This window comes from uncultured Clostridium sp. (assembly GCF_947072515.1).
In the GTDB taxonomy this organism is placed as follows: domain Bacteria; phylum Bacillota; class Clostridia; order Clostridiales; family Clostridiaceae; genus Clostridium.
This window is the reverse complement of the sequence record NZ_CAMTIG010000048.1, coordinates 1-25,381: the sequence shown is the minus strand read 5'-3', so window position 1 is coordinate 25,381 and position 25,381 is coordinate 1. Positions and strand designations below refer to the sequence as shown.

The following is a 25,381-nucleotide window of genomic DNA, read 5'->3' as shown; positions in this document are numbered from 1 at the left end:
CTATTACATCTGAATACCATGTTCCTTGACTCATTACATCTGTATAACTTAATTCATTAAAATCTATTATCCCTGCCCCTATAGTCTTAGTATTTAATGTATTTATTCTTGATTTTGGTAGCCATGCTGTTCCACCATTATATTCTATTTCATACCAATTAGAAGTTTCTCCAATTATATTTACATTAGTTCCATTATTCAATGATCCTGCAATACTAGAGTACCACGTTCCTTCACTCATCACATCAGTATAACTTAGTTCATTGAAATCTACTACACCAGTTATATTTATGCTTTCTATTTGAGAAAAACTAACTCTTGATTTTGGTAGCCATGCAGTCCCACCATTGTAATCAATTTCATACCAATTTGAATTTTGTCCAATTACATTTATATTAGTTCCATTATTTAAAGAGCCTACGATATTAGAATACCAAGTTCCTCCACTCATTACATCTGTATAACTTAATTCGTTAAAATATACTGTTCCTGTCTTATTAATAGTTTGATTTACATTTTGATTTATTCCTGTTGCAAAACTTGTTATTGCTGGACTAGCAAAAAAAATGCTCATTCCAATAGCAATTAATATCGAAATTTTTCTCGTTTTCATCTATATCTATCCATCCTTTGTAATCTAATTAATCCAAAATTCCTTCCTATAAAGGAATATGTTACATTTTATATTATAACTGATTACATTTCTATTACAAAATAAGAAAATGAAAATATTTCATTAAAGCCCTATATATACTATTATCTTTTTAATATATATTTTCTACTTTATTAAAAAAATTAACCAATTATTTATTAATAAATAATTGGTTAATCTATCCATTTGATATGTTTTTTATTTGTTTTTTATCCTAATACTTTTAATCCAAGATCTAAAATATTTGCAAATAATGATATATTATTTTTAGTTGGAATAACATTATTTTTAATATCTAAAAGTTTCCCAAGCCCGTAGTTTGTATATATATGTACTGTATTAGTCTCACCAAACTTTATTATTAAATCTCCTTCTTTTAAAGATATTTCTTTATCTTCAAGAATATAATATAATCTTTCTTTTGAATCATATCTCAATACAAATGTATTTTCATTTGTTTCAATTTTACCTTTTCTATTTTTTATATCAAATTTTGTTGTTGTTGCTAAAGTGTTATTTATAACAAAATATTTTACATTTCTTTTATAATCTACTCTGTCTTTAAACTCTTTAACTCTTTGTATATTTTTCTTTAAATCAGCTATAACCTCTGTCTTTTCCAAGTTTCTAAAGCCAGCCTCTACATATTCTAGTTCTTCTTCCATTTTGATCTCTTTTTTCAAAATATTCATACATTCACTATAAATTTCTTCAAAATTGTTATAATTTAAAATATATTTCACACCATTTAAGATATAGTAAACCTTAAATTTTGCTCCATTTTCTCCACTCTTACTTGAATATAATGTTTCAATTAGAAATAATTCATTTAATTCATCTGTATAATATACTAAGTTTTCTACATCATTTTCTTTTTCTACTATATAATTTTTATTATCTGTAAGTTTTTCTATTCTAGGATTTATTAAATAATTTCCTTTAAAAGAATCCTTACTTAAATCCCCTCTTCTTATAGATGTTTTCATGGAAAGTTTTTTTAACCCTATATAATCACCACTTATATATAAGTCTTGTTCTGTAAATATCTTCATTTGCTACTCCTTATTCTTTAACCATAAGATTATTTTTTTTATTTCTCTATTTTTTAAATTCTTCATCTGAAATTTAAGATTTATTTTAAATATTGCTTTCATTATATCATCTATCTTCCACAATAAATACTATTCATAATTTTAAATACTAAAAAATATATTTGAATATGTATATCAAATTTTTATCTTAAGTTATTTAATTCTTTTTTCAAAGAATTTAATTCTTTTTCTAAATTATTTATTTTCTGTATTAATTCACTATTTTGATCTGTATTATTACTTCCGCCTTGATTTCCTGTATCTGTATTACTTCCAGTCTCACTTGTAACACCTGAACTTGGACAAAATGGATTCCCTACATTTCTCCATCTTGCTTCATAATATCTTCCTGGTCCATTTTGAAAATATTGTTGTTGGGCATTATACGTTACAATAGTCTGTCCAACTAAAGTAATCCAATTTCCTACCGCATTTTGAACATTAAATGGCATATTTTCACTCATTACTGTTCCAACTAAGTTTCCCATAAGCAAAAAAATTTCTGGATTTATGTCCTGAAACCCGCCATAAATATCACTATCAAAAAATCTACAATTATTTGTACTACCTGATCCTTGACCATTTTCTCCACAATTCCAATTTATATACTCTTCAAAATTACTATTCATAATTCAACCTACCATATTGATATACTAATACTATATTCATTTTACTCTAAAAGTGATATTTTAAATTTCTATCGAAAAATAAAAAGATGTCCTTTCGGACATCTTAATATTCTACTTTTTCCATGCAAAGTCCTTTTGATGGTACTTTAAATCCACCTTCACTTCTTGATTTTGCATTCAAGCTTTTTTCTACATCTGCAGCTGTTATTTTAGACTGACCTGCCTCTATTAATGTTCCTGTTAAAATTCTAACCATATTTAAAAGGAATCCATTTCCAGAGTAAGTTATCTTTATGATTTTATTCTCTTCTTTTATATTAATACTCTCTATAGTCCTTATAGTTGTTTTCCCATTTTTAGGTTTTAAGTTGGTGAAACTTTGAAAATCATGTGTTCCTATTAAAACTTTTGAAGCCTCTTCCATTTTTTTAATATTAATTTTTTCTTCTACATGATAAGCAAATCTTCTATTAAAAACATCACAGTATGTATTATTATCAATAGTATAAACATATGTCTTTTTCACTACGTTAAATCTTGAGTGAAATCTATCACTACACTCCTTAACCTCTTTTACAACTATATCTTCTGGTAAATACATTTTTAAATAGTTTTGTATTTCTTCAACTGAAGCTTTTCCTTTGCATTTGAAATTTGCTATATAATTATTAGCATGAACACCTGCATCAGTTCTACCACAACCTATTATTTGAATTTCCTCACTCATCATTTTAGATAAAACTTTTTCAAATTTATCTTGAATAGTTACCGCTTCATGTCCTTTTACATTTTGTTTTTGCCATCCTTTATATCTTGTTCCATCATATTGTATTACTAATTTTATATTTCTCATCAGTACTCTCCTAACTTTATTTAATTTTCTTAAACATTGGATGATTTTTATCAAATTCTATTAAATCCCATAAGTTCCCGTATAAGTCTTTAAATACAGCAACAGTTCCATATTCTTGCTTCTTAGGCTCTCTAACAAACTCTATTCCTATCTTCACCATTTCATCATAATCACGCCAAAAATCATCTGTTCCTAAGAAAAATGTAACTCTTCTACCGGTTTGATTACCTATAAATTCTTCTTGTTCTTTTTTAGATGCTCGTGCAAGTAATATTGCAGTTCCATTTGAACCTGGAGGTGATACAACTACCCACCTTTTTTTCTCTTCAGGTTGATATGTATCTTCAATTAAATTAAATTTTAATTTTTTTGTATAAAATTCTATTGCCTCATCATAATCCTTTACAACTAATGTAACATATACTACTGATTGAATCATTCTTATTCTCCTTTTCTATAATTGATTTTATTATAACATACACTAACTATAAACATTCTCAATATTAAATAATATGATTTTTTATAGTTAAAAAAAGCTAGTTTAAATGAAAAATTCTCATTTAAACTAGCCCCAATAATCATTTATAAATTTTCACTATATTTCTTTTTATTAAACAAATTTATACCTATTAACGCAAGTAACGATATTCCTCCTACAGATATAAAAGGTATCATACTCGTATCCATAGTTGATGGATTCGATAAGTTTTTAGTAGCAACTACACTATTTGTATTTTCAACACTACTACTTCCTTTATTTTCTGTAGTATTTAAATTATTCTTTACTTCAGCTACGTTATTTTTTAGATTATTTACATTTTGCATTATCTCATTACTTTGATTTTTTGCATTTGCAGTTCCTTTATTGATTTTATCTGCTACTTCATTATTTTTATTTGCTATAGCTTGACTTGCATTGTTCACTGCTTCTGAAACATTCTTTGCAGAATTATGTATTTGATCTAAATTTTCATTTACAGCTGCATTTGTATCTTTTATATTATTTATATTTTTATTTATATTTTCATGTATTTGATTATTCATACCATTAATATTATCAACTGTATCACTAGCATTTTTTATATTTTCATTTATATTATCTGCTACCTTCTTATTGACATTATTAATATTATCTCCAACTTCTTTTGCTTTTTGAATATTATCATTTATATTCTTATTTGCATCGTTAATTGCATTATGTATATTATCTATAGTGTTTTTAGTATTGTTAATATCATTTACAATATTAGAACCTATATTCTTTTGTCCATTATTCCCCCCTGTTACTAGATTATCTGCAAATGCAGATGTAGAAAAAATTGTTGTTGACATTATAACTGTAGTTATAATTATCTTCTTTAGTTTAAAATATTTCATAAAAAATCCCCCTAAATTTTAAAAATAGATTATTAAATGAATATATCATAACCTTTCTCTTAAAATCAACAGCCTGTAATTATGAAAAAAAACCTTTTTAGTCATTTTATCTCTTTCTACTTTTAACTAGATAGGTTTATCGTAATTCTCTATCTCCTATCATACTTTCTACCATTATTAAACTATATTTTTCTATTTAATTTAATTAATACTTTCTATTTCTTTATCGGAAAATATTTTTTTACTCATCACTTCACCTCTATAGTTTATTGTACAAAAAAAGAACCTATAAACGAAGACTCTTTTTATAAGTGTCCGCTTTATAGGTTCCATTTTAATCTACTAGAAATCAACTCTTTTTTATACTATACTCTATTACTTTTCTTCAAAAAATTGAACATTTACTCCATTTGGATCTTTTACAAAAAAGAATCTTCCTTTACCAACTTCAATAATTGGACTTCCCATAGGAACATTATTTAATTTAACTTTTTCTATCATTTCTTCAATAGAATTAATTTTAACTCCAATAGAAATATCTTCACCAAAAGAAAAATCTTTTTTACTTTTATCTTCTAATAATTCAATATGAGTTTCATTTTCTTCACCAATTCCCATAAATGCAATTTCTACATCATTTCCAGCTTTAAATCTATTCATTACTTTAAAATCTACTAAATTTGAATAAAAATTTATACTTTCTTCTAAATTTTTAACGTGTATTGTTGTCCATAAAAATTTCATTTTATTATCTCCCTTTTTCTATTCTTATTGTATTTTTCCTTATATTAATTATAACATTTCTCAAAAATTCTATAATCAATTCTTTATTTCTATTCTTTGAATTTTTCTACTTTTCCAAGTCCATCTATGGATTCCCTTAACTTAGGATTTCCTTTATATAAAATTTGTCCTACACCTTTTAAGTTTGCATCTAATACATCACTTACATTGATAGACACATTACTAACACCATTTATATGAACTATTGCTCTATCTGTTTTTAAATCTAATCCATCTATATTTGCTCCACCTTTTATATTGATATCGGTATTTTTCACCTCTCCTGATAACTTAATATTTCCTGCTCCTTTAATATTAAGTTCTACTTCATCAGCCTTTGAAAATTCAATATTTCCAGTCAATCCACATTTAAAAAGGCCTTTAAACTCTTTTTTTTGCTCTAGTATGTCTAACTTAAAGTTACCATTTTCTATTTCTAAATATCCTATTGGCACATTAATATTAATTTTCATTTTTTCTGCTGAACTCATCCATTGTTTTTTATTTTCTATAACTATTTTTTTATTTTCTTCATCTATATTAACCTTTATTTTATCCCTATCATTTCCCTCTATAATACAAATTTCCTTCGTGCTATCATCTCTTACTATTATCTCTCCGACTTCAGTATCGAATTCTTTTTTTACACCTGAAATAAAAACTTTCCACTCATCAGTTCCATCAGAACTATCTACTATATCACCATTTCCACAACCAACAAAAATAAAACTTATCAAAAACAAAACACTAACCAAATATCTCCTCTTCCTCTTACCCATTTTTCCCCTCCCATAATTAAATCTAAGTATTTTAAGTTTATGCAAAAAATTATAGTAATATAAAAAATAATCAATACTATATTTATATGAAAAACATTATAATACCAAAAATCAATAAAACTATTCCTACTCCTAATAGTAGCTTACCCATTTTTTCAACAGATTTTTTTGTCCTTTTAGCTCTTCTTTCTTCATCACTCTCATTCTTACTCATCCTAATTAATTCTAATTTTTTATTTATAAAATTTATATAGTTTATAATCTATAGACAGAATCACTGCAAGTTCATCACAATATTTTCTTTCTAACCTTATAATTTTAAGCATACTCCTAAATTCCTTCCTTAATGTATATTTATCAACTCTCTTTTTATAAATGTCATTATGATATAATCTATTTAACAATATTTAGGAGGTTTTGAAATGATAAATATAGATTCTCTTATAGACTTTGTTCTTCCTTATTATACCACTAAAGATATTATGCATGACTTATCTCATATTGAACGCGTCTTGAAATATGTTGAAAAGTTAATTCAAGAAACTTCTCTCACTAATATAGATATGGATATTCTTCTATATGCAACATATTTTCATGGATTTATATATTCTGATGAAACTGTTATAACCCATTGGTTAAAATTACAGAATGTATCTAGTACAGATATACATAAAATCCTTACTGTTGCATGGGAATCTCAAAAATATAAAACTGCTAAAACTCTAGAAGGTAAAATTCTTCATGATGCTCATATGATTGAAGGAGGCAAAAATTATCTTATAGTTAAATCTCTAATAACAGGATCTCTTCGAGGACAAACCCTAAATGAAACTATCTCATATATAGAAAATAACCTTATTTCCAAAGGTGTTTGCTATCTTCCTATAGCTCAACAAATTTATGACTCTCAACAAAAATTCTCTATAGATTTTCTTAAAGATTTAAAAGAAGGTCTGTTATAATCAATTTTTATATAAACATAGCTAGTAAACTTTATATTTTACTAGCTATTTTAAATTTCATCTAAATTAATTTATATTATCTTTATCTATTGATAAGATAGCTGCTCCAAAAGCTATAACTATAATCGCTAAATTTGAAGCCTCCACACTATTCATAAGATAATCAACTATCTTCATAGTAAACATAGTTCCTAATGTATCTAATACTACAAATAAAATTATTATTTGCTTATTATCCTTTATTTTTCCTGTCTCTTTTAATACTTGTGAAAATGCTTTTATAATCATTTCACTTGGAAAACCTATGATTGTTATTATTATAAAGTATAAAATAATATTCCAAATTGAATTATATCTAAATCCAAATATCACCATTATCCCACCACATATTAATGCTACTATTGATATTGCTATTAATAGCATGACTGTAATTCCACTATACTTTATAATAGATTTCCCCTTAAATTTCATCTTTTTATTTACCATATCCCACTCTCATTTTTTTATAAATTTTCTTTTATTTTACTTTTCATTTTAATTATAAAACAAATTCTCTTTTATTTAAATAAAAATGGTAATTTTAATAGCTATTTTTCCATAATAAATATATTCTTCTATCTTTAAGAATATATTTATTATGAAATATTTTTTGGAGGTCATAATGTTTAAGTTCGATCATTTTGTTTTAAATGTAGGTAGTTCTTATCAAAAGAATCAAGATGTTATTAATAATATGCCTCAAGCTGGTTTTCCTTATAAGCCATCTTTAGGTAAAGGTTCTAAAGAATTTAATCTTTCTAACCTTTGGATTGGCAATGAATATTTGGAAATGGTTCACTTACTTAGTCCTGAAGGAAATGGATGGAAAAAGGATTGGATTCAGTTTTTTAATTCTGGTCATAGAGGTGTTATTTGTATTATGCTTCAAGCTTTAGATATCCATAAACTTTATTCTGATTTACGCAAAGAAAATGTACTTATAACTTTTCCTGAAGCTCCTAATCTTAAATTTTTCTTCAATCTTTTTACTAAAACTATGCCTTGGAAAAATAGTTATATTAGCTTTTTTGAAGGAATTCCTCTTCAAATTGGATTTCAGCAAGTTAAAGATGAACATACTAGAAAACATATAGAAAAATACATGAAACCTAATATTTTTGAAAACGATATCTTAAATATTAATAAAGCAATTGTTCGTGGCCCTTTAACTTCTGATGATTTCCTTTTAATTAAGGCTGTTTTTCATGAACATATTACTAATTTTGCTCCTCTAACTATAGCTTTAGACAATAATCAATCACTTATTTTTGAAAAATCTCCTATTTATGAAGTTCATTTATTTACTACTTGTGAAAATGAACTTTATTTAAATAAATCTGTTTCTATAGAAAACTTAACTCTTTCTAATAGCATATAATTTTATCTTCTATTTTTTAATTACTACTTTATATCATTTTTTCTAATATAGTATTTATTTACTATATATTTTTCCAACTTATTTACAATCTATCTTTTATTTCTGTATATGAAAAGGACTCTTCATTTTATTTGAAAAGTCCTTTTCTTTTTTATTTTCAGCTTACATTCGAAGGGCCTTTGCTGGTTCAATTTTTGTTAATTTACTATTTATCATCCCACCTATTAAACTAATTATTAAAAAGGCTGTCACTATTGAAATTCCCAACTGTATTTTATTAAATTCCATAGATATATTAAATACTCTACTTATTAAAAGATATAGAATAAAAAATACTAAAGTTATAATTGATGACATTATACCAAGTAAAATATTTTCATTTAAAATTATATTTTTAATTTGATTTTTATTAAAACCCAGTGCAGCTAATAATCCAATTTCTTTTATTCTTGATTTTTGTAGCTTTGATAATAACACTATACTTATTATTAAGCTTATTAAAAATATAATTATAGAAATTACTAAGAATAATTTGTTTATAGTTTCAAATGTAGATATTAAATTCTTAACTTCAGCACTGGCATTAATGGTTTCTATATTATTTTTCTTTAATAAATCATTTATATAGCTAACATCTTCAAATGTTTTAACATCATAATTTATAGCTAATATTTTTTCATTATGTTTCACTTTTTCATATATATCTTGTTCAACATCTGAACTTAAAAATATACTGTCATAATCAGCATTATAAATTCCACTTATTTTAAGTGTTTTTTCATAATTTGCTATTTTAAATTTTATCTCTTTTCCTACTAACTCTTTTATATTTTTTGAAAACTTTCTTGCTAAACTAGGAGTTAGTCCTATTTCATTTTCTCCTCTTCTTGGCATAACGCCGTAAGATAATTTCTCTTTAGCCTTTGGCATTGGAATCAATTCTTTTAATTCTTCCTTTTTATTATCTATTTCTAAAAGAATATTTTCTAATTTATATTGATAGTATATATTACTTATACTTTCTTCTTTTTTAAGCATTTCTAACGTATTATTCTTATCTTCGCCCTTTATATATCCATTATTAAAAGCAGTGTTTTTTTCCTTAAATTTTTCTATTGATGTTTCCATCATGCTTTTTGATGATATGGAAAGCATAAAGGATGTAACTCCTAAAGCTATTACAATTGCTACTATAACAAATTGCCTTATATGAACTTTAAAATTTTTCTTAGCTCTCTTTTTAGAATCTAATTTTATATAATTAATCTTCTCTTTTTTATTTTTTTCTCTCTCTTCTTTTTCTAAATCACTTTTAATTACACTTATATTTTTATCTTTTATTTCTATGATTTCATCTGCAAAATCACATACTTTTTCATCATGTGTAATTACTACTACTAATATTTCTTTTGCTATTTCTTTTAAGAGATTCATAATTTCATTTGAAGTTTTTCTATCTAAAGCTCCTGTAGGCTCATCAGCTAATAATATTGTAGGCTCTTTTATAAGTGCTCTTGCTATTGCCACTCTTTGCTTTTGTCCACCTGATAAATTTTCTATCTTCTCATTCTTTTTTTCTTCAATCCCTAGCTTTTTTAATAGCCTATCTACTTTTTCAACCTCTTTTTCACTTTTATATAAATCACAAGGTAACAATATATTTTCTAAAACAGTATATCCTTTTAATAAATGATAATCTTGAAATATAAATCCCACATTTTCTTTTCTATAATTACAAAGTTCATTTGAATTTAAAAAAGATATTACTTTATCATTTACATATATATTTCCATCATAATCTGAATCAAATCCTGCTAACATATTAAGTAATGTAGTTTTTCCACTTCCAGAAGGTCCTAGTAAACATACTAGGCCTTCTTCTTTAAACTTATAATTAGCTTTCTTTAATATTTCTACATCTTCATATTTTTTCGTAACATCTCTTAACTCTATCATCTATCTTTCTCCTGACTTTAGAATTTTTAAAGGTATTGTTTTCTTCGCTATTAAAGCTTCTATTACATAAGAGATTACTACCATAACACTTCCTATAATAACTATCATTAAAATCTCTTTTATTCCTAAGCTTGTCCCAAATGTTCCTTTAGTTAATTTATATATTATTGGTGAAATTACTATTGTAGATAACACTGCTATCCCACCTATCATAATATTTTCTGCAATTAATACTATATTTAATTGTTTGTTTGAGTATCCGCATATTTTATATATTGCATATTCTCTCTTTCTTATAATTCCCATAATTAATGATATAGCTACTAATCCTACTAACGCTAACATTCCAATTATTCTCATTGAACCTTCTGATAAACTCTTAGTTTGTAATTCTAAACTAACTAGGTCCTCAATTAATTCAAAATATCCTATTGGAAGGATTCCTTCTGCATTTAATTCATTTTTTATTTCTATTAAATCCTTAAAGTTTTTTGCTCTAATTACAAAATTATTATCTTCAACTTCTATTCCTGCTTGCTTATTCATTTCATCAATAGTTTCTTTATCAAAGAAGAAACTGTCTTCTAATTCAAATTCATTAGTCATACCTTCATAAGTCACTTTAAGCTTTGTATCTCCAACCCCTACTATTTTAAGCTTTACTTCTATAGGTTCTTCTTCTGGTTCATTTTCATTTTTCCAACTATATATAATAGCTTTAAAATCTATTTCTTTTCCTATAGCTTCTTTATTGCTTATCCCCATTTTTTTCACAAAAGATTCTGGAACTAATACTTCATTTTTATTTTTAGGTATATTTCCTTCTAACACTTCATTTATTGTTGGTGCATTTCCTGATCTTGGAATACTATATTCCTTTCCGTCTGCCTGTATTTTTATTTTATCAACTGGCTTATCAAATAGTATATAGTCTACTCTACTATCATTTATATACTTGTCATATACCCCATCAATATCCTGCTTTACATCTACATTAGGAGCTTCTTCTTCATCTCCTTCCATACCACTTGCTCCTGTAAAACTCTTAACTACCATAAGATCTAAAACAGCTTTTCCATATGAATTATATAATTCATCAAAAGTTTCATTTCCTTTTTTAGCAATCGCCCCACCTAAACTTGTAATAACTAGTATTGTTGATATTATAATTGCCATACTGCTTATTAAAGTCTTTCCTTTTTTACTTTTAATATTTATTTTCCCTACATTAAAAGCACTTGATAGTTTAAAAGGTCTCCATACACTTACTTCCTTCTCTTGTATTTTACCTATAATCTTTTCTGGTTTTTCAATAAGTTCACCTTTATCTAATTTATATACTTTAGCATCTTTTTCTATTAAAGATGTGTCATGAGTCACTATAATAACTGTTCTTTCTTTTGCTACATCTTTTAATATTTTTATAACCTCTAAAGCATTTTCTCTATCAAGAGCACTTGTTGGCTCATCAGCTATTAGCACTTGTGGATTTTTCATTAGTTCTCTTGCAATAGCTACTCTTTGCTTTTGTCCTCCTGATAAATTTCTTACTTTTGCATATCTTAAATCCAGTATATTTAATTTTTTTAGTTGCTTTTCAACTTCTTTTTTATTATTTACATTTTTTATATGTAAAGGTAAAAGTAAATTTTCCTCTACTGTCATATCCTCTAATAAATTGAAATCTTGCCACACAAAACCAATTTTATTATTGTAATAATAAGCTTTTTGGCTTTCTGTAAGGTTTTTAATAGATTCTTCAAAAAATAAAACTTCTCCCTCAAAATCATTTTCTTGTCCAGTTATAATTTTAAGTAAGGTTGATTTTCCACTTCCTGATGCTCCAATTATAAAATTTAGACCTCGTCCTATATCAAAGTTCAAATTTTTAAGTGCGTACTCATTACCATATTTTTTAGATACCCTTTTTATTTCAAACATATCTTCCTCCTATTTTCTTCTTGTATTTATGTTTTTATTTTACAAAACTAGGTGTTAAATTTACGTTAAGCAATTTTTTATAAAGTAAAAAAGCTAAGAAAAGTTTAAAACTCTTCTTAGCTTCTTTTAAGTTTAATAGTAAAGATACTTCCCTTATCTTCATTATCACTTACTATAATTTCACCATTATGCTTATCTAATATACTCTTAACTATTGATAAACCGATTCCTGCTCCACCAAGTTTTCTAGAACGTGATTTATCTACTGTAAAAAATGGTTCAAATATATTTTCTTTCATATTATCTGGAATTCCTATTCCTGTGTCTTTAATTATAATTTCATTTTCACTTTTTATATTTATATAGACTTCTCCATTTTCATTATTATACTTTATAGAATTCTCTATTAAATTATAAAAAGCACGATAAATTAAATCATAATTCCCTTGAATCACTTCTTCTTTTCCTATAATATTAATTTTCACACCTTTTTTTTCAGATATAAAATATAAATCATTACAGATAGTTTCCATCATTTCTTTTAAATTTATTTTTTGATGTAGATCCATATCCTCCATATTTGTTAAACTAAGTAGACTACTTACAATATCAGATAATCTCACTACTTGGTTATTCATACTTTGAATTAACTTATCATATTCCTCACTATTAGGATTTTTACGTTTTTTAAATACATCTAGTTTAGTTCTCATAACTGTTAATGGAGTTCTAAGTTCATGAGCTGCATTATTTGAAAATCTTTTTTGCATTAAAAATGCTTCATTAACCTTTTCTGTCATACTATTAAATGATATAGCTAAATCATGGATTTCATCCTCTCTCTCGCTTACATATACTTCCTCTGAAAGATTTTCTATAGATTTATTTTTTATTTCAGTAGATAATTTACTTAAAGGTCTTAAAGCTCTATTTATACTAAAATACATCAAGCCTCCACCTATAGCTATAAATAAAATCATATACCCTAAACTTACAGTTTTATAGGCTTTTTCAGCTTTTGCTATTTCTAGTTTTGCTTTTATTTCTTCTTCTGGTTCTATATTTAAATTTTGTGCAGGTGTAAGCATAGCCTGTGAAATTTGTGCATCCATTCCTTCACTAGGCATTGTGAGTGCTGCCGTCATTTTAAATGCACTTCTATTTAATACAAGAGTTAATCCAATGCAACAACTAATAAGAAATATTACGGTAATAAGCGTAATCCTTGTTTTAATAGATACTTTTCTAAACATCTACTTCACCTTTTTCTAAATAATATCCTTGTCCAATTTTATTTTGTAATAAATCATACCCAAGAGATTTTCTCAATTTCTTTCTAAGGGTTGTTATATGAACTCTTATTGCATTACTAAAACTATCTACTTCCATATTCCACACATGTTCTATAAGTTCTTCCTTACTTACAACTTTATTTTCATTTAAAAGTAAGTACTCTAAAATTCCAAATTCCTTTTTCGTTAAAGTTATTTCATCATCATTTATAAAAACAGTTCTTTTTATTGTATCTAATTTCAATTTATCAAAGGTTAACACTGCATCCATTTGAACAAACTTTCTTCTTAAAAGATTTCTTATTCTAGCTTCTAGTTCTTCAAATGCAAAAGGTTTAACTAAATAATCATTTGCTCCAACATCTAACCCTTTTACTCTATCTTCTACAGTGCCCCTAGCTGATAAAATTAATATCTTCACTTCTGTATTAGTCGCTCTTACTTTTTCTAATATATCTATTCCATCTATTCCTGGTAAATTTAAATCTAATATAACTAAATCATAATTTTCTACACATATATGCTCATATGCTTCATTTCCATCATAACAAGTATCCACTGCATATCCATCAATCTCTAAGCCCTCAGCTATTGTGTCACATAATTCCATTTCATCTTCTACTACTAATATTCTCATTTTATCCCCCACTTTTATGATTTTTATTATAGTATATTAAAATTATATAGAAATTACTAGATTTATCCTAAAAAATTGAGATTAGCTTTCCTCTGAATGCTAATCTCAATACTCCTTAATTATTTATCCTTCACCATAATATAATGCAAAATATAAAAATCCTATTTTTGTTATTTTATAATTTCTATGCTCTGTTCCTGTTTCTTTATCTACTGGTGCTGGATTTATTCTAAGAAATTGCGTCTTATTATCTACTAAATCACTATGCATTTCATCAATTTCTATATTACTAGTTACTGCTATCTTAGGACTTCCTGTAAAAAACAAATGTGTCCTTAAAGATAATTTAGGCGTTATATGACATATAATGAATGCCAAAATTATTCCTATAATTATATATCCCCTCTTTCCTCTCATACCATAACCTTCTTCTCAAATTCTAATTCTTTAATTTTTATCAATCTTTTTCTCTAATTCTCTAACTCTACTTTCAAGTTCTTTAATCTTTTTTGATCTTGATGATGGTAAAAATAATATAGCTATCACTATAATCCATGTTATATATGGCATTATCTCTGTTACCCATTCCATAAATATGCCCTCCCATACTATATACTATCTATATTCTTAACATTGATATCTATTATCTTTATACCAACTAGGTATAATATTTTTAAAATTATCGTAATCCTTAAAAGCCATAATACAACGTTTTTGCATTTCTTTTATTTCTTTTTCCCCAAATTTTTCAGCCCATGCTATAGAATTTAAGGATGTATATGCTACATATACAGCAAGAATACTCCAAAATTCTAAATTTGGATTTCCATCAAAATAGCCATGAATTTGTCCAATTGAAAAAGGAATACTTACTTCAACATCAAAACTTTGTATTTTATGAAACTCTTCAACTCTATCTCCATATTCCCATCTATTAAAATCAATAACTCCAATATTCCCATTAGATGTTAATACTAAATTACCAACATGATAATCACCATGCTTATATACCGGTATTGATAAATCTATTTTTCCAATATTATTTTTCACAAAATCTATTGCAACCTTATCTTCTTTTACACGATTTTTACTGTTTTCATATCTAATAAGCTTTTCTAACATTTTTTCTCTTTTATAACTTGGCATAATATTCTCATTCGTATCACTTTTCAAAGAATGAATTGACTTTAAAATTTTTCCCGCTTCTATTCCTAATTTATATTGTTCACTTTCAGTAAAGTCACTTAACACTTCATTAAGAGAGTTACCATCAACCCATGTTAAAAGCATGTATACACTGTTACCGTTATTACAAAATCCCATTTCAATTGCCTTTGACATAGCAAAAGATAATTTATTACACTTTTTAATAAATTTAAATTCTTCTAACTTATCTCCATAATTACTTCTGTCTGAAATACGTACTAATAACTTATCTCCATCAAAATTTTCTATATAAAATTTTGAATCCTTAGACCATCCTTTATTTATCTTTTCAATTACTTTCCAGTTTTTATAATTTGGAATATCTTTTAATTCATCATACATTTTAATACCTTCTTTTATTATTATTTTTCATCTTCATTCAACCTTTTTTTAATTCTATGATTTTCTCCCAATATTCTCTATTATTCAGTCATTATTTTAATAATATAATTATACATTATCCAGAATGCAAAATCCTATTTTTAGTATTAAATGTTTATTTTTAACTTTCAGTTCAGTATAATTAAATATATAAATACATTTTTAGGGGGACTAATGGATTCAAATATTCAAAATAATAATTCTACAACTGTAAAATCTACAATTAAAAAAGGTATTTCTTTCGGTTCTTGTTTAGCTATGATTATTTCTTATACGGCTTGGGGCTCTATTCCATGGGCTATTTTTCATGGCTTATTAAGTTGGCTATATATAATCTACTACTATTTTAATTATGTATAACCTAAAAAATTAGGACTAGTTTTCAAAAAGCTAGCCCTAATCTTTAATATTCTTTGCATATTTTTATATTACTCCATATTTTCATTTCCTAAATAAACTTCTGTTTTTTCACTATTAAAAAGATGCATTATTTGAATTTTTAGCTTCTTTGGATATAGTGGTTCATTTATTAAATTTTCGATAGATATCCATTTAGCTCCAACTTGATTTTTATCTCTATTCAACTTTACATTCTTTATTTCTCCAATATAATCACATAAAAATACTAAATCAACTCTATGAAAAGACTCTCCCTTCATTCCTTCAACTACAAACTCAAGGGATTTAGGCTTTACTTCTACACCTAATTCTTCTGCACACTCTCTAATTACTGTCTCTTCAAGTAATTCACCTACATTCTGTCCCCCGCCTGGCATTATATAAAAGATATCTCCTTTATCATTTATTTTAGAAACCAACATTTTATCACCTTTAATAATTAGTGCCTTTGCAGAATTACGTATTTTTCTCTCCATAGTATTTTGTACCTCCTTTAAAATAAAAAACATGCCTTATAGATATGCCTTTTAATTCCACTCTTGTATTATCTTTTCTACATACTCCATATCTATATTTTCTTCTAAAGTCTTTTTTAGTTTTTTATATTCTTTTTCCTTTAAATCTTTATAAGAAACCTCTGGATATATATTTAAGAGTTCTTTGATTATATCTCCATTATCTAATATTCCATGAAGATAAGTTCCACAAATATTATCTTTTTTTAATCCAACGATTCTATCTCCATCTTGTATCCATGGAGTTTCTTTTGAATAACTTCTTCCATTATGGATTTCGTATCCTTCTACTGGAATTCCTATATCTGTTTTAACATTTATTCTCTTTGTTATTTTTTCTTCTTCAAAATAAGTTTCCATTTCAAAGAAATGAAGTCCCGCTTCTTCCTTTATTTTTCCTTCTATTTCTAAAGGATCATGAAGGCTTTTCCCCATCATTTGAAATCCTCCGCAGATTCCAATTATTTTTTTATCCTCTTCTTTAAAGTTTTCTAAAGCTTCTTTAAAACCTCTTCTTTTTAATGTTCTTAAATCTTCTATTGTATTTTTGCTTCCTGGTATTACTATTACATTTGCTTTTTCTATTTCTTTCGGAGTTTCTATATATCTTACACTTACTTCTTCTATAGTGCTTATATAGTTTAAGTCTGTAAAGTTTGACATATGTGGTAGCTTTATTACCGCAATATCTATTCCTTCACCCTTTTCTCTATTTATATTTTCTGTTTGAGAATCCTCTTCTTCTATATTAAGTTTAGTGTATGGCATTACTCCAAGCACCTTAACCCCTGTTTTTTCTTCAATTATTTTTTTACCTTCATTAAAGAATTCTGAATTTCCTCTAAACTTATTTATTATTATTCCTTTTATAAGTTTTCTTTCTTCTTCTGAAATGATAGAAAGAGTTCCTATAACTGATGCAAAAACTCCACCTTTTTCTATATCTGCAACTAATATTACTGGCGTGTTTGTTTTTAATGCTGTGTGCATATTTGCTATATCAGTTTCTCGTAAGTTTAACTCTGCGCATCCTCCTGAACCTTCAAGTACTAACATCTGGTGTTTTTCTTCTGCTACAAGAAAGGCTTCATAAGCTTTTTCTTTTAATATATTGTTTAACTCTTTATATTTATAAGCATTCACTGAACAAAGTACTCGTCCTCTTGCTATAACTTGAGTTTTCCCTCCACCAGGTTTCATTAAAATAGGATTCATATATTCTTTTGGTTCTACATTACAGGCCTCAGCTTGTACAGTTTGTGATCTTCCTATTTCATCTCCATCTTCAGTTATATATGAATTCAATGATATATTAAGTGCTTTATATGGTGCTACATCTATTCCTTTATCTTTAAAATATTTACAAAAAGCTGTAGCTATTGTACTTTTTCCTACTGAAGATGAGGTTCCAAGTATCATTATTCTTTTCTTCATTTAAGATTCTCCATTATATATAATATTAAGAGCTTTTAAAAGACCTATATTTTCATCTCTTTTTCTAACTGCTATTCTAAAATATCCTTTTAATAACCCTATGTAATTTTCGCAGTTTCTAATTAATATACCTTTTTTTAAAAGTTCTTCTTTTAAATCTTCTCTAGCCTTAAAGAAAATAAAATTAGCATGTCCTTCATAAATCTTAATATCTTTAAACTCTTCTAAATATTTTAATAAAAATTCTTTTTCTTCTCTTAAGTTTTCTATAGATGCTTTCATATATGGTTCTTGTTTTAATGCTATTTCACCAGCTATGCTTGCTATTGTATTTACATTCCATGAAATAGATATTTTATTTATCTTTTCTAAATAATTCTTATTTCCTGTAACTCCATATCCAAGTCGTATCCCTGGAAATGCAAAAAACTTAGTTAGAGATTTTACTATAATTAAATTATCATATTCATTTATCAGTTTAATAAGTGAATATTCTTCTTTATTACTTAAAAAATCTAAAAATGATTCATCTATAACTACTGTTATATTAAATTCTCTTCCTTTATCTAATATTTTAATTATAAAGTCTTTTTCTGTTAATGCTCCTGTAGGATTATTAGGATTACAAATAAAATTTATATCTATACTTTCATTTAATTTATCTAAAAAATCTTCTTTTACAATGAAGTCATTATCCATTTTATAATATTCAATATTACAATCTACTGATTTTAAACTTTCTTCATATTCACTAAATGTTGGTGCTAATAAAAGAGCTTTTTTAGGCTTTAATCCTCTAGATATATTGAATATTACTTCTGCTGCTCCATTTCCTAAAAGAATATTTTCATATTCTATATTTTCATATTCTCTTATAGCATTTTTTAAATCAAAATAAGTTATATCTGGATAATGTTCTAAGGAATTTATAGCTTCTAACATTCCTTGTTTTACTTTATTATTCATTCCTAATGGATTTATATTAGCTGAAAAATCTAATATATCCCCTTCAATTTCGTATTTTCTTTTAATTTCTAAAATATTTCCACCATGTGTATTCATTAAATTATCCCCCCTATAATTATAGCTATAATAAACCCTAAAATGCTTACTATCTCTAAAATACTATTTGTTTTATAAAGGTCTTCTATTTCTATTTTTTTTAATGCATCTCCTATAGTTGGCTTATCCACTTTTTTACCGAAATAATAATTACTGCCACCAAGTTTTATTCTAAGTGCTCCTGCAACTGCTGCTTCTGGATGTGCACTATTAGGGCTTGTATGATTTTTTCTATCCCTTTTAAAAATTTTAAGAGATTTTTTATAATCAAGTCCTAGTAAAAATGCTGCTATAACTATTAAAATACCTGTAAGTCTTGCTGGTATAAAATTAAATACATCATCTAACTTTGCTGGGAAAAACCCAAAATCTTTATATTTTTCATTCTTATATCCAAACATAGAATCACATGTATTTACTGCTTTATATGCCATTCCAAGAGGTGCTCCTCCAATACCAATAAAAATTAAAGGTGCAATTATTCCATCTGACATATTTTCGGCAACAGTTTCTATTACAGCTCTAACTATAGCTTCTTTATCTAAAGTTTCTGTGTCTCTTCCTACAATATAAGAAAGCCTTTTTCTCGCTTCTATTATATCATCTTTTCTTAAGGCATCTATAACTTTTAATCCTTCAACAATAAGTCCCTTACTTGCTATACAAAAATATATAAGTATTCCACGAACTATAATTCCTAAATAAATATTTATATCATCAAAAATATAGCTTATTTTTAATGTTATATAATAAGTTATTCCCACAGTTAAAATCCAAGTCAAAAGTCCTGCTATTTTTAAACTTCTTTTAAATACCTTTCTAAATATCTTTTCTAAAAAACTTCCAAGTAAGCCAATAAATCTTACTGGATGATATGGATTTTGTGGATCTCCTATAGCCCAATCTAATCCAAATCCTAATAATAATGAGCTCATGCTTTAAAACTCCTCTACTACATTTATTTTTAAATTTTTATCTTTAATAACCTCTATTTTTATTCCGCCCCCACATTTTGGTTGTAGGTTATAAAAATAATCTTCTGTATCTGAAAATAACTCTAAAAGAGTTCCTATAACTCCTCCATGACAAACTATTATACAGTTATCTTCTATTGTATCTAAAGCTTTATTAAGTCCCAATTCTATTCTTTTATAAAACTCCTTTTTAGATTCTCCGTTTAGAATTTTATATTCTTTTGTAGTATCAGTTATCCAGTTTTTATAGTCCCCATTATCTTTTAAATCTTCATAAGAATATCCTTCAAAGTCTCCAAAATTATATTCTCTAAGTTCTTCTATAACTTCAAACTCTTTATCTTTAAAAAGAACTTTAAAAGTTTCATCAGTTCTTTTCATTCCTGTTGTAAAAAATTTCTCTATCTTTTCAGAAATTTTTACTATATCTTTTCTTTTCTCTTTTATTTCTTTTTTACCTTGAAGACTTAAAGAAATATCACTTTTCCCACAGTAAAGCCTTTTCTCATTGTAACTTGTTTTACCATGCCTTATTAAATATAAAGTTTTTTTCATTATTTCATCCTCTTTTCAATACCAAAGAAAACTCTAAAAACCTCATCACTTTCTTTAATAAGATATTGCATAACCTTTCCTGTTTCTTCACGCCATAATCTTTCTTCTTTTTTTATAGGTACTACGCCTTCTGATATCATATCTACAACTATTATTTTATCTTTAAACTTTTCCCTATTATTTACGATATAATTAAAACTTTCTTTTTTTTCTATTACTCTGCTATAAATATATCTTTCAAGTCCTGAAATAATTTTCTTATTAAAATCTAATTCCTCATCCTTACAATAATAGATATCATCTTTAGTTAAATTATATTTTTCTAAAATTAAATTTAACTTTCCATTATATGAGCCACCAAAATAAACTTTCAAAAAAACCTCCTAAACTATAGCAAATATTATAAGTGCTATCATTTCAGATAGAACTAATACATAACCTGCTACATCTCCATTTATTCCACCTAAATTTTTTTTGCAATTCCATAAAAGATAAAAACTCAATAAAACCATTCCTATAGGAATTAGTACAAAAAGCTTTCCTGCAAAAATAAATAAAATGCAACTTAAAACAAAAAATAAAATTAAAATAACCTTATCTAAAAGTCCTGTACCTTCCTTAAATAATTTTCCAAAATAACTTTCTTTTATAGATTCTTCTGTAATTAAAAAATATCCTGCTATACTTCTAGATATTATAGGAATTAAAATTAATAATGCTAATTTCTTTCCATCTAAAACTATTTCTGTAATGCTTCCATATTCAACAATTAAAAGAAGTGCTAATGATATTACTGAAAAAGCTCCAACTGTAGAATCTTTTAAAATTTTAAGTTTAGTTTCCTTATCTCTTCTAGAAAGTATTGCATCACTTACATCCATAAATCCATCTAAATGTATGAATCCTGTTAAGAAAAATGGTATCCCAAGCATAAGAGCACTCAAAATCATTCCCTTTGCTCCAATTTTTATAAGTAAAATACTTATTGCATACCAAATCACTCCTATAATGAGTCCTATTATAGGATACATTTTCATCATATGTTTTCCTGACTTTTCATCCCAAACCTTTTTAAATGGCGGAATTATAGTAAACATTCCAATATTCATATTTAAAGCATTAAATAAGCCCTTCATTTTCTAAAAATTCCTTTCCTTTAAAGATTTCCATTACTCCATAAGATACATAAATAGATATATCTGAAAGCTTAGAAAGTCCTGTATTTATATTTCCAAGCTCTCTTTTATAATTTTCAGTTATAGGATCATAAATTAAAGAATCACTAAAAATATAATCTGAAACTATAATTAAGTTTCTTACCTTTAAGCTTAAATTTTCAACTTCTTTAAATATTTTTTTTGAAACCTTTTTTTCTATATCCTCTTCTTCTAACAAAAGCTCTCCTTTAAACATTTCATTCGCTACAAGAGAAGTTATTGAATCTAATAAAACTGTATCTTCCTCTTTTAAGAATTCTCCAGCTTTCTCTATATTATAATTAATTTCAACTGCCTTAAAGCTTGTTCCTATTCTATCTTTTTTATGATTCTCTATTTTTCTTATATCTTCATTTCCCATAGGCTTCATTGTTGCTAAGTAATAAAGATCCCCTTCTTTATGAAGAGTCTTACTAAAGCTTTCACCTATTCTTGATTTTCCACTTTTTGATCCACCACTTATAAATATAATCATTATTTTACCTTATAATTTTTTTCCTCTCTTACAGTATCTAAATAACTATTATCTATTTTTGCATCTTCAAAGGTTCCCATATTATTTACCATACTATTTGCAAAATCTATAATTGAAAAAGCTAAAGGACAACCACTACCTTCACCAAGTCTCATATTTAAGTTTAAGATTGGGTTAAGTTCTAATTCCTTCATAGCTAAATCATAACCAATTTCAAAAGATTTATGAGATGAAAATAAGTATTCTTTTACTAAAGGATTTAATCTACAAGCCACCATTGCTGCAACTGCTGAAATAAATCCATCTATAACAACAGGAACTTTCATTTTAGCTGCGCCTAAAAACACTCCTGCCATCCCACAAATATCAAAGCCTCCAACTTCAGATAATATTTCTATAACATCATCACTATCTATTCTTTTTAATGCCCATTTTATTACAACTTTTTTCTTTCTAAAACTAGCTTCAGTGATACCTCCACCTTTTCCAACTACATTATCTATTTTTTCATCTAAAAGAGCACAAAGAACTGCTGAAGAACTTGTGGTATTTCCTATTCCCATTTCCCCAACTCCAAGAATTTCATAACCATCTTTAGCAGCTTTTTCTGCCATCTCAATTCCTATCTCTATAGCTTTTTCAACTTCATCTTTTGACATTGCACTATCTTGATAAAGATTGCTTGTCCCTTTTCTAATTTTTCTATCTATAACTCCATCTATCTTTTCATCAGAATTTATTCCAATATCCACTACTATTAAATCTGTACCATTTTCTTTAGCTAAAGCTGCAACTCCAGTTCCACCTTTTATAAAATGTTTAGTTTGAGCTAAGGTTACATACTGAGGAGCTGATGCTACATGTTCTTCTACAACTCCATTATCAGCACACATTATAATAATAGCCTTTTTCTCTATTTTATTTTTAACTTTTCCAGTTATAGAACTAAGCTTTATAGCTATACTTTCAAGCTCTCCAAGACTTCCTAAAGGCTTTGCTAAATTATCAATATATTCTTTTGCTTCCTTCATAATTTCTTTATCAGTCTCATCTATACTTTTTATATCTTTTCTTAAAGATGCACTTTTAATCATAATAATCACCCCAAATTTTATTTTAATTCCCTATATATTATATAATAAAAGTGGATAAGTTAAATTAACTTGCCCACTTTTATTTTTATAATCAGATCTTATCTTTTAAAAAGAAAACTACATCAGTTATTTCTGAAAATACGTTATTGTATTCCATTTTAGGCTTATTTATTAAAATTATTTTTCCATCAGATTCTAATATTGCATCTACTTTTGAATCTACTGAACCTTCTACTCCACTATCCTTAGTTATAATAGCTTTTATATTATATTCTTTAATTGTTCCTCTATTTAACTCTATGGAAAAAGGTCCTTTTATAGCAATTATATTTCCTATCTCTATTCCACCTTCAGTTAACTTTTTTAAAACTTGCCACATAGGAAGAACTCTATATATAATTCTATTTTTCAAATTTAAATTATGAATTACCAAAGCATTATTACTTCCTGTTGTATTTAAAATAGTTCCATCTATATCCTTAACTGCTTCTTTTAATTCTTCATAAGAATCTATTCTTATAATATTTTTATGATTAAATTTATCAAAAAAACTTTTTCTTTCATATCTTACATAAGTAATATTCATCTCTTCACAAGCTTTAATTATAGTTTTTGAAGCCTCACTTGCATAAGGATGAGTTCCATCTACAAAAATCTTTATGTCATTTTCTTTTATAGCATTTTTAAAGCCCTCTAAATTTAAAGGTTCTGTATTTAAAACCTTTATTTTATTATCTTTTAAAAGTTCTCCACCATATTTTGTAGCTGTTGAAACAAATATATCTGAAGTAAACTTATTTACTTCCTTTAAAATTTCACGTCCTTCACCTGTTCCTAAGACGAATCCTAGCATAATTTATATCCTCTTGGAGTTATAAATTTTCCATCTTTAACATAACTTTGAGAATTTCCAACTATAACTATTGAAAACATATCAACTATTTCTTCATTAAAGTTTCCAAGATTAAATAAAGTCCACTCTTGTCCATCTCTAAGTGCATGTCTTACTACTGCAACTGGAGTTTCATCATTTCTATATTCTCTAATAGTTTCTATAGACTCTCTTAAATAATGAGGTCTCCCTTTACTTCTTGGATTATATAAAGAAATTATAAAATCCCCATCTGCTGCATTTCTAACTCTTTTTTTAATTGTTTCATATGGAGTCATTAAATCACTTAAACTTATATTACAGTTATCATGCATAAGAGGTGCTCCAACTACTGAACCTGCTGCACTTGATGCTGTAAGTCCTGGAATTATTTCTACATCTTCATCTTTTCTAAGTTCTAATATAAGTCCAGCCATTCCATAAATACCAGCATCACCAGTACTTACTAAAGCAACCTTTTTATCCTTAGCAAGTTTTAAAGCCTCAATACATCTAGCTTCTTCTCCTCTCATTCCAGTCATAAAAATTTCCTTACCTTCAGTAAGAGGTTTTATCATATCTATATACTTTGTATATCCTACAATTACTTCACATTCTTTTATAGCCTCTAAAGCTTTTAAAGTCATATGTTCAAGTCCACCTGGACCTATTCCAATTACAAATAATTTTCCCATGTTTATCTCTCCTTTAATTCTATAAAATCTACTGTGTTTTATTTAGTACATGTTCACCCTACAAGGACAAATCCAAATAGAAAGTTGTCAAGAAAAGTATACAAATAAAACAGTGAATTTTAACTAACTAGCAC

Annotated in this window: 31 protein-coding genes; 3 read left to right on the top strand and 28 right to left on the bottom strand. The window is 26.3% G+C overall.

The annotated features are described in order from the left end of the window. From Q0W06_RS14970 to Q0W06_RS14930, 9 genes are all read right to left on the bottom strand, one after another. Positions 1-613 (bottom strand): SH3 domain-containing protein (locus tag Q0W06_RS14970; RefSeq protein ID WP_297637388.1); only part of this gene is annotated, 613 nt, incomplete at its 3' end. Between the two features lie 248 nt (positions 614-861). After that, the gene (locus Q0W06_RS14965; protein ID WP_297637385.1) at positions 862-1,704 is read right to left on the bottom strand and encodes a hypothetical protein; all 843 of its coding nucleotides are present in this window, start codon (positions 1,702-1,704) and stop codon (positions 862-864) included. Positions 1,705-1,886: 182 nt separating this feature from the next. Continuing rightward, a complete protein-coding gene (locus Q0W06_RS14960) occupies positions 1,887-2,372 on the bottom strand; it encodes a hypothetical protein (RefSeq protein WP_297637382.1) in 486 nt (161 codons plus the stop codon). A 103-nt stretch (positions 2,373-2,475) separates the two neighbouring features. Next, the gene (gene truA / locus Q0W06_RS14955) at positions 2,476-3,225 is read right to left on the bottom strand and encodes a tRNA pseudouridine(38-40) synthase TruA (protein WP_297637379.1); all 750 of its coding nucleotides are present in this window, start codon (positions 3,223-3,225) and stop codon (positions 2,476-2,478) included. Positions 3,226-3,241: 16 nt separating this feature from the next. Then, positions 3,242-3,664, bottom strand: a complete 423-nt coding sequence (locus Q0W06_RS14950; protein WP_297637376.1) for a VOC family protein — start codon at positions 3,662-3,664, stop codon at positions 3,242-3,244. A gap of 143 nt (positions 3,665-3,807) precedes the next feature. Beyond that, positions 3,808-4,602: a hypothetical protein gene (locus tag Q0W06_RS14945; protein ID WP_297637374.1), complete on the bottom strand. Its 795-nt coding sequence runs from the start codon at positions 4,600-4,602 to the stop codon at positions 3,808-3,810. Between the two features lie 375 nt (positions 4,603-4,977). Next, positions 4,978-5,346: a VOC family protein gene (locus tag Q0W06_RS14940; RefSeq protein WP_297637371.1), complete on the bottom strand. Its 369-nt coding sequence runs from the start codon at positions 5,344-5,346 to the stop codon at positions 4,978-4,980. A gap of 89 nt (positions 5,347-5,435) precedes the next feature. Then, entirely contained in the window at positions 5,436-6,164 is a 729-nt protein-coding gene (locus tag Q0W06_RS14935; RefSeq protein WP_297637368.1) for a DUF2807 domain-containing protein, read from the bottom strand. An 82-nt stretch (positions 6,165-6,246) separates the two neighbouring features. Further along, positions 6,247-6,378 carry a hypothetical protein gene (locus tag Q0W06_RS14930; RefSeq protein WP_297637365.1) on the bottom strand — a complete coding sequence of 44 codons (132 nt, stop codon included), beginning with the start codon at positions 6,376-6,378 and terminating at the stop codon, positions 6,247-6,249. Between the two features lie 208 nt (positions 6,379-6,586). On the opposite strand from Q0W06_RS14930, the gene Q0W06_RS14925 reads away from it, so the two are divergent. Continuing rightward, complete coding sequence (locus tag Q0W06_RS14925) at positions 6,587-7,126, top strand: hypothetical protein (protein WP_297637362.1); 540 nt, start codon at positions 6,587-6,589, stop codon at positions 7,124-7,126. Positions 7,127-7,192: 66 nt separating this feature from the next. Here the strand turns inward: Q0W06_RS14925 and Q0W06_RS14920 are convergent, their stop codons facing one another. Then, entirely contained in the window at positions 7,193-7,612 is a 420-nt protein-coding gene (locus Q0W06_RS14920; RefSeq protein ID WP_297637359.1) for a YrvL family regulatory protein, read from the bottom strand. Between the two features lie 175 nt (positions 7,613-7,787). Between Q0W06_RS14920 and Q0W06_RS14915 the strand changes: the two genes are divergently transcribed. After that, on the top strand, positions 7,788-8,543 hold the full coding sequence (locus Q0W06_RS14915) for a hypothetical protein (protein ID WP_297637357.1): 756 nt from the start codon (positions 7,788-7,790) through the stop codon (positions 8,541-8,543). Between the two features lie 162 nt (positions 8,544-8,705). Here the strand turns inward: Q0W06_RS14915 and Q0W06_RS14910 are convergent, their stop codons facing one another. The 7 genes from Q0W06_RS14910 to Q0W06_RS14880 form a co-directional block, all read right to left on the bottom strand. After that, positions 8,706-10,499 carry an ABC transporter ATP-binding protein/permease gene (locus tag Q0W06_RS14910; RefSeq protein WP_297637355.1) on the bottom strand — a complete coding sequence of 598 codons (1,794 nt, stop codon included), beginning with the start codon at positions 10,497-10,499 and terminating at the stop codon, positions 8,706-8,708. After that, positions 10,500-12,440: an ABC transporter ATP-binding protein/permease gene (locus tag Q0W06_RS14905; protein WP_297637353.1), complete on the bottom strand. Its 1,941-nt coding sequence runs from the start codon at positions 12,438-12,440 to the stop codon at positions 10,500-10,502. It lies immediately after the preceding gene. Positions 12,441-12,556: 116 nt separating this feature from the next. Then, positions 12,557-13,693, bottom strand: a complete 1,137-nt coding sequence (locus tag Q0W06_RS14900; RefSeq protein WP_297637351.1) for a HAMP domain-containing sensor histidine kinase — start codon at positions 13,691-13,693, stop codon at positions 12,557-12,559. Next, positions 13,686-14,369: a response regulator transcription factor gene (locus Q0W06_RS14895; RefSeq protein WP_297637348.1), complete on the bottom strand. Its 684-nt coding sequence runs from the start codon at positions 14,367-14,369 to the stop codon at positions 13,686-13,688. The genes Q0W06_RS14900 and Q0W06_RS14895 overlap by 8 nt, the downstream gene beginning before the upstream one ends. Before the next feature lie 123 nt (positions 14,370-14,492). Further along, positions 14,493-14,786 (bottom strand): hypothetical protein, encoded by a 294-nt coding sequence (locus Q0W06_RS14890; RefSeq protein WP_297637345.1) that lies wholly within the window; start codon positions 14,784-14,786, stop codon positions 14,493-14,495. 30 nt (positions 14,787-14,816) lie between these two features. Continuing rightward, positions 14,817-14,960: a hypothetical protein gene (locus Q0W06_RS14885; protein WP_297637342.1), complete on the bottom strand. Its 144-nt coding sequence runs from the start codon at positions 14,958-14,960 to the stop codon at positions 14,817-14,819. 36 nt (positions 14,961-14,996) lie between these two features. Next, a complete protein-coding gene (locus tag Q0W06_RS14880; RefSeq protein WP_297637339.1) occupies positions 14,997-15,917 on the bottom strand; it encodes a phosphotransferase in 921 nt (306 codons plus the stop codon). Between the two features lie 213 nt (positions 15,918-16,130). Between Q0W06_RS14880 and Q0W06_RS14875 the strand changes: the two genes are divergently transcribed. Further along, positions 16,131-16,316 carry a hypothetical protein gene (locus Q0W06_RS14875; protein ID WP_297637336.1) on the top strand — a complete coding sequence of 62 codons (186 nt, stop codon included), beginning with the start codon at positions 16,131-16,133 and terminating at the stop codon, positions 16,314-16,316. Between the two features lie 68 nt (positions 16,317-16,384). On the opposite strand, the gene Q0W06_RS14870 is transcribed toward Q0W06_RS14875, so the two are convergent. The 11 genes from Q0W06_RS14870 to cobJ form a co-directional block, all read right to left on the bottom strand. Then, complete coding sequence (locus Q0W06_RS14870; RefSeq protein ID WP_297637333.1) at positions 16,385-16,831, bottom strand: NUDIX domain-containing protein; 447 nt, start codon at positions 16,829-16,831, stop codon at positions 16,385-16,387. A gap of 51 nt (positions 16,832-16,882) precedes the next feature. Further along, positions 16,883-18,304 carry a cobyric acid synthase gene (locus Q0W06_RS14865; RefSeq protein WP_297637330.1) on the bottom strand — a complete coding sequence of 474 codons (1,422 nt, stop codon included), beginning with the start codon at positions 18,302-18,304 and terminating at the stop codon, positions 16,883-16,885. Then, the gene (gene cobD, locus Q0W06_RS14860; RefSeq protein ID WP_297637327.1) at positions 18,305-19,366 is read right to left on the bottom strand and encodes a threonine-phosphate decarboxylase CobD; all 1,062 of its coding nucleotides are present in this window, start codon (positions 19,364-19,366) and stop codon (positions 18,305-18,307) included. It abuts the gene before it with no gap. Further along, positions 19,366-20,301, bottom strand: coding sequence for an adenosylcobinamide-phosphate synthase CbiB (gene cbiB / locus Q0W06_RS14855; protein ID WP_297637324.1), 936 nt, complete (start codon positions 20,299-20,301; stop codon positions 19,366-19,368). Before cbiB ends, cobD begins: the two co-directional genes overlap by 1 nt. A 3-nt stretch (positions 20,302-20,304) precedes the next feature. After that, on the bottom strand, positions 20,305-20,895 hold the full coding sequence (locus Q0W06_RS14850) for a histidine phosphatase family protein (RefSeq protein ID WP_297637322.1): 591 nt from the start codon (positions 20,893-20,895) through the stop codon (positions 20,305-20,307). After that, positions 20,895-21,269, bottom strand: a complete 375-nt coding sequence (locus Q0W06_RS14845; protein WP_297637320.1) for a bifunctional adenosylcobinamide kinase/adenosylcobinamide-phosphate guanylyltransferase — start codon at positions 21,267-21,269, stop codon at positions 20,895-20,897. Before Q0W06_RS14845 ends, Q0W06_RS14850 begins: the two co-directional genes overlap by 1 nt. Positions 21,270-21,278: 9 nt before the next feature. Next, positions 21,279-22,031: an adenosylcobinamide-GDP ribazoletransferase gene (locus Q0W06_RS14840; RefSeq protein WP_297637318.1), complete on the bottom strand. Its 753-nt coding sequence runs from the start codon at positions 22,029-22,031 to the stop codon at positions 21,279-21,281. Continuing rightward, positions 22,015-22,587 carry a bifunctional adenosylcobinamide kinase/adenosylcobinamide-phosphate guanylyltransferase gene (locus Q0W06_RS14835; RefSeq protein ID WP_297637316.1) on the bottom strand — a complete coding sequence of 191 codons (573 nt, stop codon included), beginning with the start codon at positions 22,585-22,587 and terminating at the stop codon, positions 22,015-22,017. The genes Q0W06_RS14840 and Q0W06_RS14835 overlap by 17 nt, the downstream gene beginning before the upstream one ends. Further along, the gene (gene cobT, locus Q0W06_RS14830) at positions 22,587-23,681 is read right to left on the bottom strand and encodes a nicotinate-nucleotide--dimethylbenzimidazole phosphoribosyltransferase (RefSeq protein ID WP_297637313.1); all 1,095 of its coding nucleotides are present in this window, start codon (positions 23,679-23,681) and stop codon (positions 22,587-22,589) included. Before cobT ends, Q0W06_RS14835 begins: the two co-directional genes overlap by 1 nt. A 91-nt stretch (positions 23,682-23,772) precedes the next feature. After that, a complete protein-coding gene (locus tag Q0W06_RS14825) occupies positions 23,773-24,534 on the bottom strand; it encodes a cobalt-precorrin-6A reductase (RefSeq protein WP_297637311.1) in 762 nt (253 codons plus the stop codon). Next, positions 24,528-25,247, bottom strand: a complete 720-nt coding sequence (cobJ, locus tag Q0W06_RS14820) for a precorrin-3B C(17)-methyltransferase (protein WP_297637308.1) — start codon at positions 25,245-25,247, stop codon at positions 24,528-24,530. The genes Q0W06_RS14825 and cobJ overlap by 7 nt, the downstream gene beginning before the upstream one ends. Positions 25,248-25,381: the final 134 nt, after the last annotated feature.

What these genes read in the sequence shown, in the direction of transcription:
- Q0W06_RS14940 (WP_297637371.1), bottom strand. Translation starts at nt 5,346, where the DNA reads ATGAAATTTTTATGGACAACAATACACGTTAAAAATTTAGAAGAAAGT.
- Q0W06_RS14915 (WP_297637357.1), top strand. Translation starts at nt 7,788, where the DNA reads ATGTTTAAGTTCGATCATTTTGTTTTAAATGTAGGTAGTTCTTATCAA.
- Q0W06_RS14840 (WP_297637318.1), bottom strand. Translation starts at nt 22,031, where the DNA reads ATGAAGGGCTTATTTAATGCTTTAAATATGAATATTGGAATGTTTACT.
- Q0W06_RS14825 (WP_297637311.1), bottom strand. Translation starts at nt 24,534, where the DNA reads ATGCTAGGATTCGTCTTAGGAACAGGTGAAGGACGTGAAATTTTAAAG.
- Q0W06_RS14910 (WP_297637355.1), bottom strand. Translation starts at nt 10,499, where the DNA reads ATGATAGAGTTAAGAGATGTTACGAAAAAATATGAAGATGTAGAAATA.
- Q0W06_RS14875 (WP_297637336.1), top strand. Translation starts at nt 16,131, where the DNA reads ATGGATTCAAATATTCAAAATAATAATTCTACAACTGTAAAATCTACA.
- Q0W06_RS14965 (WP_297637385.1), bottom strand. Translation starts at nt 1,704, where the DNA reads ATGAAGATATTTACAGAACAAGACTTATATATAAGTGGTGATTATATA.
- Q0W06_RS14920 (WP_297637359.1), bottom strand. Translation starts at nt 7,612, where the DNA reads ATGGTAAATAAAAAGATGAAATTTAAGGGGAAATCTATTATAAAGTAT.
- Q0W06_RS14960 (WP_297637382.1), bottom strand. Translation starts at nt 2,372, where the DNA reads ATGAATAGTAATTTTGAAGAGTATATAAATTGGAATTGTGGAGAAAAT.
- Q0W06_RS14900 (WP_297637351.1), bottom strand. Translation starts at nt 13,693, where the DNA reads ATGTTTAGAAAAGTATCTATTAAAACAAGGATTACGCTTATTACCGTA.
- Q0W06_RS14895 (WP_297637348.1), bottom strand. Translation starts at nt 14,369, where the DNA reads ATGAGAATATTAGTAGTAGAAGATGAAATGGAATTATGTGACACAATA.
- cbiB (WP_297637324.1), bottom strand. Translation starts at nt 20,301, where the DNA reads ATGAGCTCATTATTATTAGGATTTGGATTAGATTGGGCTATAGGAGAT.
- Q0W06_RS14885 (WP_297637342.1), bottom strand. Translation starts at nt 14,960, where the DNA reads ATGGAATGGGTAACAGAGATAATGCCATATATAACATGGATTATAGTG.
- Q0W06_RS14835 (WP_297637316.1), bottom strand. Translation starts at nt 22,587, where the DNA reads ATGATTATATTTATAAGTGGTGGATCAAAAAGTGGAAAATCAAGAATA.
- Q0W06_RS14935 (WP_297637368.1), bottom strand. Translation starts at nt 6,164, where the DNA reads ATGGGTAAGAGGAAGAGGAGATATTTGGTTAGTGTTTTGTTTTTGATA.
- Q0W06_RS14950 (WP_297637376.1), bottom strand. Translation starts at nt 3,664, where the DNA reads ATGATTCAATCAGTAGTATATGTTACATTAGTTGTAAAGGATTATGAT.
- Q0W06_RS14870 (WP_297637333.1), bottom strand. Translation starts at nt 16,831, where the DNA reads ATGGAGAGAAAAATACGTAATTCTGCAAAGGCACTAATTATTAAAGGT.
- Q0W06_RS14905 (WP_297637353.1), bottom strand. Translation starts at nt 12,440, where the DNA reads ATGTTTGAAATAAAAAGGGTATCTAAAAAATATGGTAATGAGTACGCA.
- cobT (WP_297637313.1), bottom strand. Translation starts at nt 23,681, where the DNA reads ATGATTAAAAGTGCATCTTTAAGAAAAGATATAAAAAGTATAGATGAG.
- Q0W06_RS14930 (WP_297637365.1), bottom strand. Translation starts at nt 6,378, where the DNA reads ATGAGTAAGAATGAGAGTGATGAAGAAAGAAGAGCTAAAAGGACAAAA.
- Q0W06_RS14850 (WP_297637322.1), bottom strand. Translation starts at nt 20,895, where the DNA reads ATGAAAAAAACTTTATATTTAATAAGGCATGGTAAAACAAGTTACAAT.
- Q0W06_RS14865 (WP_297637330.1), bottom strand. Translation starts at nt 18,304, where the DNA reads ATGAAGAAAAGAATAATGATACTTGGAACCTCATCTTCAGTAGGAAAA.
- Q0W06_RS14880 (WP_297637339.1), bottom strand. Translation starts at nt 15,917, where the DNA reads ATGTATGATGAATTAAAAGATATTCCAAATTATAAAAACTGGAAAGTA.
- truA (WP_297637379.1), bottom strand. Translation starts at nt 3,225, where the DNA reads ATGAGAAATATAAAATTAGTAATACAATATGATGGAACAAGATATAAA.
- cobD (WP_297637327.1), bottom strand. Translation starts at nt 19,366, where the DNA reads ATGAATACACATGGTGGAAATATTTTAGAAATTAAAAGAAAATACGAA.
- Q0W06_RS14945 (WP_297637374.1), bottom strand. Translation starts at nt 4,602, where the DNA reads ATGAAATATTTTAAACTAAAGAAGATAATTATAACTACAGTTATAATG.
- Q0W06_RS14925 (WP_297637362.1), top strand. Translation starts at nt 6,587, where the DNA reads ATGATAAATATAGATTCTCTTATAGACTTTGTTCTTCCTTATTATACC.
- cobJ (WP_297637308.1), bottom strand. Translation starts at nt 25,247, where the DNA reads ATGGGAAAATTATTTGTAATTGGAATAGGTCCAGGTGGACTTGAACAT.
- Q0W06_RS14890 (WP_297637345.1), bottom strand. Translation starts at nt 14,786, where the DNA reads ATGAGAGGAAAGAGGGGATATATAATTATAGGAATAATTTTGGCATTC.